General features: G+C 61.0%; 9 protein-coding genes and 2 pseudogenes. All 11 read left to right on the top strand.

Annotated elements, in window-relative coordinates; translation table 11 throughout:
• Nucleotides 1–1,150: pseudogene (locus AHiyo1_RS07160) on the top strand (MFS transporter); the annotation flags it as partial.
• Between the two features lie 223 nt (nucleotides 1,151–1,373).
• Complete coding sequence (locus AHiyo1_RS07155; RefSeq protein WP_059388087.1) at nucleotides 1,374–2,291, top strand: AAA family ATPase; 918 nt, start codon at nucleotides 1,374–1,376, stop codon at nucleotides 2,289–2,291.
• The gene (locus AHiyo1_RS07150) at nucleotides 2,198–3,169 is read left to right on the top strand and encodes a hypothetical protein (protein WP_059388086.1); all 972 of its coding nucleotides are present in this window, start codon (nucleotides 2,198–2,200) and stop codon (nucleotides 3,167–3,169) included. The genes AHiyo1_RS07155 and AHiyo1_RS07150 overlap by 94 nt, the downstream gene beginning before the upstream one ends.
• Before the next feature lie 8 nt (nucleotides 3,170–3,177).
• A complete protein-coding gene (locus AHiyo1_RS07145) occupies nucleotides 3,178–3,387 on the top strand; it encodes a response regulator transcription factor (RefSeq protein ID WP_084784395.1) in 210 nt (69 codons plus the stop codon).
• Nucleotides 3,388–3,674: 287 nt separating this feature from the next.
• A complete protein-coding gene (locus tag AHiyo1_RS07140) occupies nucleotides 3,675–4,043 on the top strand; it encodes a hypothetical protein (RefSeq protein WP_059388085.1) in 369 nt (122 codons plus the stop codon).
• A gap of 285 nt (nucleotides 4,044–4,328) precedes the next feature.
• Nucleotides 4,329–4,661: a hypothetical protein gene (locus AHiyo1_RS07135; RefSeq protein ID WP_216363148.1), complete on the top strand. Its 333-nt coding sequence runs from the start codon at nucleotides 4,329–4,331 to the stop codon at nucleotides 4,659–4,661.
• A 48-nt stretch (nucleotides 4,662–4,709) separates the two neighbouring features.
• Nucleotides 4,710–5,225, top strand: coding sequence for a hypothetical protein (locus tag AHiyo1_RS07130; RefSeq protein WP_059388083.1), 516 nt, complete (start codon nucleotides 4,710–4,712; stop codon nucleotides 5,223–5,225).
• A 155-nt stretch (nucleotides 5,226–5,380) separates the two neighbouring features.
• On the top strand, nucleotides 5,381–5,998 hold the full coding sequence (locus AHiyo1_RS07125; protein ID WP_059388082.1) for a DUF1326 domain-containing protein: 618 nt from the start codon (nucleotides 5,381–5,383) through the stop codon (nucleotides 5,996–5,998).
• Between the two features lie 77 nt (nucleotides 5,999–6,075).
• On the top strand, nucleotides 6,076–6,825 hold the full coding sequence (locus AHiyo1_RS07120) for a DUF2182 domain-containing protein (protein ID WP_059388088.1): 750 nt from the start codon (nucleotides 6,076–6,078) through the stop codon (nucleotides 6,823–6,825).
• Between the two features lie 46 nt (nucleotides 6,826–6,871).
• Nucleotides 6,872–7,288: an ester cyclase gene (locus AHiyo1_RS07115; protein WP_059388081.1), complete on the top strand. Its 417-nt coding sequence runs from the start codon at nucleotides 6,872–6,874 to the stop codon at nucleotides 7,286–7,288.
• A 117-nt stretch (nucleotides 7,289–7,405) separates the two neighbouring features.
• Nucleotides 7,406–8,200 (top strand): annotated as a pseudogene (locus AHiyo1_RS07110) (hypothetical protein); the annotation flags it as partial.

The following is an 8,200-nucleotide window of genomic DNA, read 5'->3' as shown; positions in this document are numbered from 1 at the left end:
CGAAGGTTGTTCACCTTCGGGTATGGCGGTGGTCGCCATTTCCTGCCTTCTGGCGCCGTTCTCGCCGAACTTCGCACTGGTCTGCGTGACCCGCGCACTCATGGCAGTGGGGACCGCGACGGCGTACCCGTGCGCCGTCGTCATGGTCTCGACGCTCAGCCGGCAGGCGAACATCAGCTCCACCCGACCCTTGGGGCGGATCCAGATGGCGAACACGTCGGCGGCGGCGGTGGGACCCGTCGTCGGCGGCCTCCTGGTGAGCCTGGTCGGCTGGCAGGCGCTGTTCGCGATCAACGTGCCGATCTCGCTTCTGGCCCTCATTGTGGTGCAGCGCGTGGCGCCGCCCGACGTCGGACGCGAAAGCGGCAAACTCTCCGCACTCCTGCGCGATTCCGACATTCCGGGCATCCTGGCGTTCATCGCCTCACTGACGCTCGCGATGATGGCGCTGCTTAACGTGATGCCGGCTTATCGTTGGTGGTTCATCGCCGTCGCGGTTGTCCTTGCGGGGCTGTTCGCGTGGCGCGAGTTCCGGTTCAGTCCGTCGTTCCTGGACTTGCGGCTGCTCGGCCGGAACCGGCCGCTGCTGCTGTTGTACTTGGGTTTCGCGGTGTTCAGTGCGGTCTACTATTTTGCGTTCTTCGGCCTTCCGCAGTTGCTGCAGCAGGCTGGAAAGTACGACGCCGGCGTGGTCGGCCTGCTGATGCTGCCCCTTGCTGCCATGTCGGTTTTCATGACGCCGGTGACGGTGCGGTTCATTGAGCGGTTCGGCGTGCGGTCCGTGATGATCGCCGGCGTCGTGCTTTTGGCGCTGGCTTCCGGTGCGCTCGGAGTGTTGACGCTGTCCTTCTGGCCGCCGCTGGTGCTCGTGCTCACGGCGCTGATGGGTGTGCCATATGGCGTGGTCAGTACGGCATCGAACCAAGGTTTGTATGTGTCCGCGCGGCCTGAGGATAGGGGAGTGGCGGCCGGGATTTTCCAGACGTGCCGATACCTCGGGGCCATCACGGCGACGGTGCTCATTGGTGTGCTGTACGGTCCCGGCGTGAACCAGGCAAACTGGGGGCTCATGGTGTTGGTGATGCTGGGGTTGAGCGCGGTGGTGTTTGTGTTGGCGCTGGCTTGGCGGAAGCCGGGGGCAGTGGGGTAATTCCCATCGCGCCGCTCCGATACCCGCTGCGGGTCGACAAACCCCTATACCTACTCCGACGCACCTTCCCCACTCATTTTCGGTGCAATGCCTACTCAGTGATCATTTTCGCCCGTAGCGTTGGATAGATTGTCAGGCTAGGGCTCTGGGGCGCTCTCCTCGGATGTGGAATGCCACTAGGCTCATATTTCAAAGCTGGGGTGTCTGCGTCAGGAGTTGCGAAGTGTTCGAAGAGGAAGTCCGGCGGGCACTTGGCTACGTGGCTGGCGGTGTCAGTGTTCGGATCGTCGGCGGCCCCGGAAGCGGAAAATCAACGGTCCTGGAGTCGATCGCCGCTGGCCTCGAAAAGGCCGGGTTCACGGTCTACAGCCTCTCGGGCTCGCCGCTTCTGAATGATACTCCGTTCGCAGGGATTGGCGCACTCGGACTGGAAGGGCGCGGGCAAGAGAATGGGCCGCTAGGAGTCGCGAACGTGCTCGCCGAACAGTTGGCGCAGCGAGGCGCCAGGGCAATAGTTGTTGACGATATCGATGAGCTCGACAAGGAATCGGTGGCAGTCATCGACATTGTTCAGAGGCGGACCGAACGGCCGCTGGTGGTGACGATGGACGATGCCCCACTGTATTCAATGGCCTCCGTGTTCACGCCTGCCCGATGGCCGGAGACAACGATGCGACTCAGTCCTCTTGACTACGATCAAGTCAACAAACTCCTGGCCCAAACGCTCGGGTCGCCGCCGGACGTGGATTTGACCACCGCCGTGCTCATGAAATCCGGTGGCAACCCGCGGCTCGTGGTCAGGATCGCCCAAAGCGCGGAGCTGAGCGAGCAGCTTGTTCTCCTTGACGGACAGTGGAGCATGAGCGGGCACACACTCTGGAACGAATATCTCCAGAGCACCGTCCAGGAACTACTTCACGGACTAAGCGCCGATGAGCGGACGGCTCTGCATACCCTGTCCGTGGTGGGAGCCCGGCCGCTGGGGCCCCTCATGCAGATAGTTGAGGCAGACATCCTGGACAGCCTCGAAATGCGTCCGAAAAGACCATGTCCAGCGCAGCAGCGTTCCTCAAGTTCTACTGGGGCGGTCCGATCGATCCCTCACGCATCGAACAAGTCTTCAGCGAAACTGAGGCTGTAGGAGCTGATTCCGGCGATCACTTCTTCGTCGCCATGACCCGGGCGCCGTGGGCCATCGTCAATGGCGGCCAGTTAGCTGCGGCGACGGACATGCTCCAAGCGATCGGCGAAGCTCACCCCGATTGGAAGGCAGAAGCCCAAGCGTTCGCGCTCTACCTCGAGGCGTCCTTTGACCGAATGCCTGTGAACCTTGACGAAACCCTGGGCGGGCTCCGCAGCCGTCACCCGGAGAGCGGCGTTCTGCAGGTCAGCCGGGGCATTCTGGAGCTCTACCGCTTCGACGCCCAAGCTGCACTCCGGCCCTTGATTCAGCAGATGGCTTCGACCTTGCCGCTGGCATGGAGCCGTTTGTCCGTGGACTCGCTCTCCAGCAAGAATGTCCACTCGCTGGGGATTCAGGCGCGCAAAGACGTCGCCGACATCGGGCCCCTGCCTGGAACCGGAAAAGCGGTCTATGAGCTCGTTACCCGGAAATACGCCGATCCAGCCGAATTTGATGAAAAGGCTGCCGACCTTCTGGAACAACAACTAGACCGGGGTTACATCACCGAAGCCGTGTATGCCTCACTGTTCATGCTTTCCCTCTATCCCGGGCATAAGATCCTGGAGATCACGCAACGGTTACTGCAAGAGAACGCGGTGACATCGCATGCCAAGTTCATCGCCATCGCCGGTGCCGTCCGTGACCGCGACCACCAACTGCTAAAAATGCTGTTGGACCAATATGAAGCCGACTCCGACCTTCCCGCGATCACCAGGCTGCTGAAAGGCGTGGTGAAGGATCACCTCTTCAAACGCCACCGGGGAGTGGCCAAGACCTTTCATCAGATCATCTCAACTTTCGAAAACCGCTTCCCGGCACAAAAGGGGTACAACTGACCCTCGACATGGGAGGGCATCCCCAGGGTCTGACTCCTTGCGAGAGGGAAGTTGCCCTCCTGGCAGGCAGCCAACGCACCCCAGAAATCGCTGCCCTCCTGGGGATCAGTCCCCGGACCGTGGAAAACCACATCTCCAGGGCCCTTGCCAAGACCGGAACCACTACGCGCCAGTCCCTTCATACGCACGCTCGAAACTCCCAAACAAACGGCGGATAATTGGACGCCCGGCTGTAGCTCCTCGGCTGCGCCCGCCACGGTGAGTACGGGCCCTGCCTGAGTTGGGGCTTGACTCACTCCCAATCTGCCGGTGTCAAGCGTTTTGCCTTTAATGAGTGGTGAGTACTCGAAATTGAGTATGTAAGGACCTCAAATTGAGTGGTCCCAAAGCCGGAATTGAGTATTAGCGAAGCCCGCACGGACGCAAAAATCAATTCTGGTTCTGACCTTAAAATTAAAGTCCTCCATCGGCTATTGATTTTTTATATTGATTGCAAATATTGTTGATGAACAAGCTTTTGGCTTACCTTTTTGGGGGAGATCCGTTATTGTTCAATTTCCGCAAGACACTTGGCTCAATCGCGCTTTCTTCAGTGTTGGCCTTTTCGGGCACCAGCGTCGGTATCGCCACCGCCGCCCCGACTACGGGCTTTGCTGGCGCCGTTGTGGATGCAACCATGGAGCCGCAGGTTGCCCTTGTTTGGAACGTCTGGCAAGACAACTTCTACAGTAAAGAGACGTGTAAAAGGGCTTCCTTCGCAGTCCTGAGCATGCACGGCTATATTCGTGACTATGACTGTCTTCAGAATCGTCCCGGCACCTTCAACGCCGGCCGCTGGTCGCTCTGGGTGTTGGTTCCTGATTCCGTGCGGTAACTACGCCCTATGAATAGAAACAGATCATCAAACAGCGGCCAGCAATTGCTTTCTGTCCAAGACGGAAGCTTGGTCGAAGCGCGCGGTCGCCTGTTCACGGGAGCCGACGGACGTGCTTATGTGCGGCCGAGAATGCACCCCGATGAACCGCATATCGGTTTGCCCGAGCAGGCTCAAATGGACACAACAACACTAAGAATCAGGGTCACGGGCCTTGAAACTGGTGAATCCGTGCTTGGCAACCTAGAGGGTTCCTGGCATACCATCCGAGGCGTTCTAAGCGGGATGAGGATCGAAGTAACTGCTGTGCTCGATACCCCTGCGCAATGGCTCGACTCGTGGGAGGAAGCGGACCCAAGATATGCAGAGTCGAAGCCTGATGCGCCGTCGGAGTGGTTCCTTAGTCCAGACCGCCAGAAGCTTCTGGAAGGAATCTTTGCCAGCTTTGATGAGCACAAGGACTTCTATCCCCTTATTTCATTGGGACTTAACGGCACCTACGAAGGCACCTTCCGCGCCAAGTTGTACATGCTTGCGATCAACGAGAGCTTCGCATTGTGGGCAGAGAATTACAGTCCCGGTGATCTCCTTGTTAGATCGTTCGTGAGGGCCTTGTAGCTGGCGGGTGTTGTGCGTTGGAGAAGCAATGCAGGCATAGTTTCAGCGATGCTGATCTGCGGAGACGCGTTGACTGCGTGCGACAAGGGTGTCCAACGTCATGCCGGCTCAATACGAGTTACGGATCCGGTCCAGATTACCGAAGCGGCACCGCAGGACGGGGCGCTGGCGTCAGCGGCAAGCCTCCTCACCAAAGAGTTGAGCGGCGACCCCAACTTCGGGTCAGTCGCCCTTGGACAGGGGAAGCTCGTCATCACGTGGCACGGCCCGGAGAACGACCGCATCGCACTTTTGCGCGACCAACTCCCCGGCGTTGATATCTCGCTCCGTTCCGCAGCGTGCGTTCCGGGAACTGCCATGGACCGGGCGGGAACCCTTTTAGCAGAAGATGTAAGAGTCAGGGTCGTCGGGATGGCCAATGACGGATCCCATGTGGTGGCCACTGTTTCAGAGGGCGCAGACAGCAGTGCCCTTGCCGCCGCTTACGAAGCCGGCTCGGCTACCCGGTCCGCCTCGAAACAGGGGGCGTGGTCCCGGCCACGGGGAACTGAAGGGCTTCTTTGAGACGCTCGCGTTGTGGCTTAGCAGAGCTTGTTGACACCCCTATCCGGTGGGAATAATCTCGGCCTTACGAGGTTCGTGGGTCTCATAGTGAGTGTTTTCGGCGCTGCCTCTGGGGGAGCTCCGCTAGTCGAATGAACTAGCGAGGAGAGTCCTCAATGTCTTGGGAAATGTCCGGAAAATATGTTGCCAATTGCAGTTGCGCTTTGATCTGTCCCTGTCCGGTGGACGGCAGACCCAACAGTGCCAACGGCGAATGCCGCGGCGTGGCAGTGTTCCATGTTGCGAACGGGAAGCTCGATGACACCGACCTTTCGGGTGTCGACTTCGCCTTCGTCAATTTCTTCCCGTCGAACCTCACAGCGGGCGGCTGGAAGATCGGCGTCGTCGTCGATGAAGGCGCTTCCGATGGGCAGACGACCGCCCTTGAAAGCATCCTGCACGGCGAGGTCGGCGGACCGTTCGGGGATCTGGCGGCCCTGTACGGCGAATGGCTGGGCGTGCAGCGGGCCGCTGTCGCGTTCTCGGATGGCGATAACCCGTCCGCCTCGGTGGGAGACAGTGTGAACTACGCACTGGAAACGCTGCCCGGACCGGGTGGCAGCGTCACTACCGTCAAGAACGCGATGTACGCCTTCGCGTCCGACTACATGATCGGGAAGGCGCCCGGTCACTCGGATCTCTTCGGCCTGGACTTCGATGGGATCTACGGCGAGAGCGGAGAGTTCGCCTACGCAAGCGAAATGGCTGAAGGCGCCCCCAAGGGCAGGGCATGACAGCCGGGAACCTGCCTCGTAGAAAGTTGATTCGGGGAGCTGTGGCGGCCGGTACGCCGCGAGCCACCGCTTTCAGGATGGATCCACGCGAAGCCGGTCTGGTTGCTGTATTGCTGATCCTCGCGGCCGTGAGCTGGATCGTTTCTGCGGTGCAAACATCCGGGATGGACATGGGCCGTTGGACAGATCCGGGACCGCTTGGCTTCTTCCTCACCACCTGGGTGGTCATGTTGGCGGCCATGATGTTTCCGTCGGTGGCGCCCATGGTGGTTGCTTACGCCCGGATCACCCACCACCGTCGGGAGACCGGACGCTATGCCCCGGCAGGCTCCACGGCAGTCTTCGTGGCCGGCTACCTGATCTCCTGGACGATCTTCGGCCTCGCCGCGTACGCGCTCTACGCGATGGTCGCGTCCCTCATCCCCGGATTGTTTTCCTCCGATCCGGGCGGTCGCTACTTGGCGGCCGGAGTGATTTTTGTGGCGGCCGTCTACCAACTCACGCCAGCCAAGAACGTCTCCCTGATGAAATGCCGGACGCCGATGGACTTCATCCTGCGCCGCATCCGCTATGGACGGTTTGGCGCGCTGCGTCTTGGACTCGAGCACGGTGCATGGTGCGTTGCCTGCTGCTGGGCGCTGATGGTGGCACTCTTCGCGCTCGGCGTGATGAGCGTCGGCTGGATGGCTGTGGTGGGGGCATTCATTGCTTTGGAGAAGATGCTTCCGTGGAGACGGATCGCCAACCGATTGGTCGCCGTCGGGCTGGCCCTGATCGCGGTGGCGATCGCCGTTGCACCGGGGATGGTGCCCGGCGTCGGGATGTAAGTGCGGGGGAAAAAATGGGACGGTCTCGTTCATTAAGGAGACGGAAATGACTGATGGCACTGGACTGATCGGGCGTTTTTACAAGGAAATCATCGAGGGTGGAAACCTCGATCTCATTGATGAACTGGCGACGGACAACCTGGTGGACCACGAAGAGGCTCTCCCCGGGCAACCGCCTGGGAAGGAAGGCGTCCGGTTCTTCGTCACCGCCATCCGGGCGGCGTTCCCGGACATTAAGGTCAAGACGATAGAGCCGTGGCTGACTGACGGACGATTGGAGGCGTGCCACGTGGTGATGACGGGTACGCACCGCGGGGACATGGCGGGCGTTCCAGCGTCGGGCAACACCGTCGAATTCGGCGGGACCGACATCATCCGCGTCGAGGACGGCAAGGTTGCCGAGCACTGGGGATCTACTGACACCCTCAGCCTCATGCAGCAGATCGGCGCTATTCCCCAGTAGCGATTCCGCGATAGCGTCTCCCGCCCGCGCTCCTAGCTGCGGGCGGGAGGCATTCGGAGGTGAGCCGGGAAGTCTGGTCGGCAGCTCGATAAGGCTGTCATGGAACCGGAGGTCCCAGTGAAAATTCCGAGCGGAACGTCCCCAGGAGGTGGACTGGGAAGAGGCCTGCGTTCCCGCACCGCACTGCTCTTGGCGTTTGCCTTCGCGGTGATGGCCGACCCCGTCTCCTCCGTCGCGTACGCCATAGAAGCGGCCCTGCGCGCCCTGGACGGGGATTTGGCGTTGCTGGTCCCGGCGATGGTCCTGGTGGTAGCCATCGTCGCCTTGGTGATCGTGAACTACCGGCAACTCGTCGCGCGCTACCCGAGAGGTGGCGGGGCGCCGGCCGCGGTGGGTGAGGCCTTCGGAGACGGCTGGTCCTTCATCCCGATCGGCGCGCTGGTGGTGGATTTCCTGCTCACTATCGCGATCAGCGTCTCGGCGGGGTCCTCGGCGGTGATCGCCTATTTCCCCGCCCTTGCTCCCTGGCGTTTGTTGCTCGGACTCGGCTTGGTGGTCCTCGTCGGTGCGGCGACCTGGTTCGGTCACCTTGGCAGGTTGGTCTTCGCGGCGATGACAATGGCCTTTATCGTCGTTTCCGTTGTCGTCCTTCTCTACGGCCTGGGCGCAGCACCTAAACCGCTCAGTACGATCGCCGGCGCTCCCGGGCATCCACCGGTCCTTGCCGTGGTGCTTGCGTTCCCGGTCGCATGGCCATGGCCACCGGTGTGGAAGCGGCGACCTCGGCGGTTGCCCAGCGTCGGGCAGCTCGACAATGACGGGAAGCGGCGTTTCGGCCAGCTCACTCTCGTGGCTCGACCCGTCGGCATCGGTCGGCCACCATCACGCTGGGCCTCGCCGTGGAGGCCGCGC

It is taken from the genome of Arthrobacter sp. Hiyo1 (genome assembly GCF_001263615.2).
Lineage (GTDB): Bacteria > Actinomycetota > Actinomycetes > Actinomycetales > Micrococcaceae > Arthrobacter.
The sequence above is the reverse complement of the archived record's forward strand: the minus strand, read 5'-3'. Positions and strand labels throughout refer to the sequence as shown.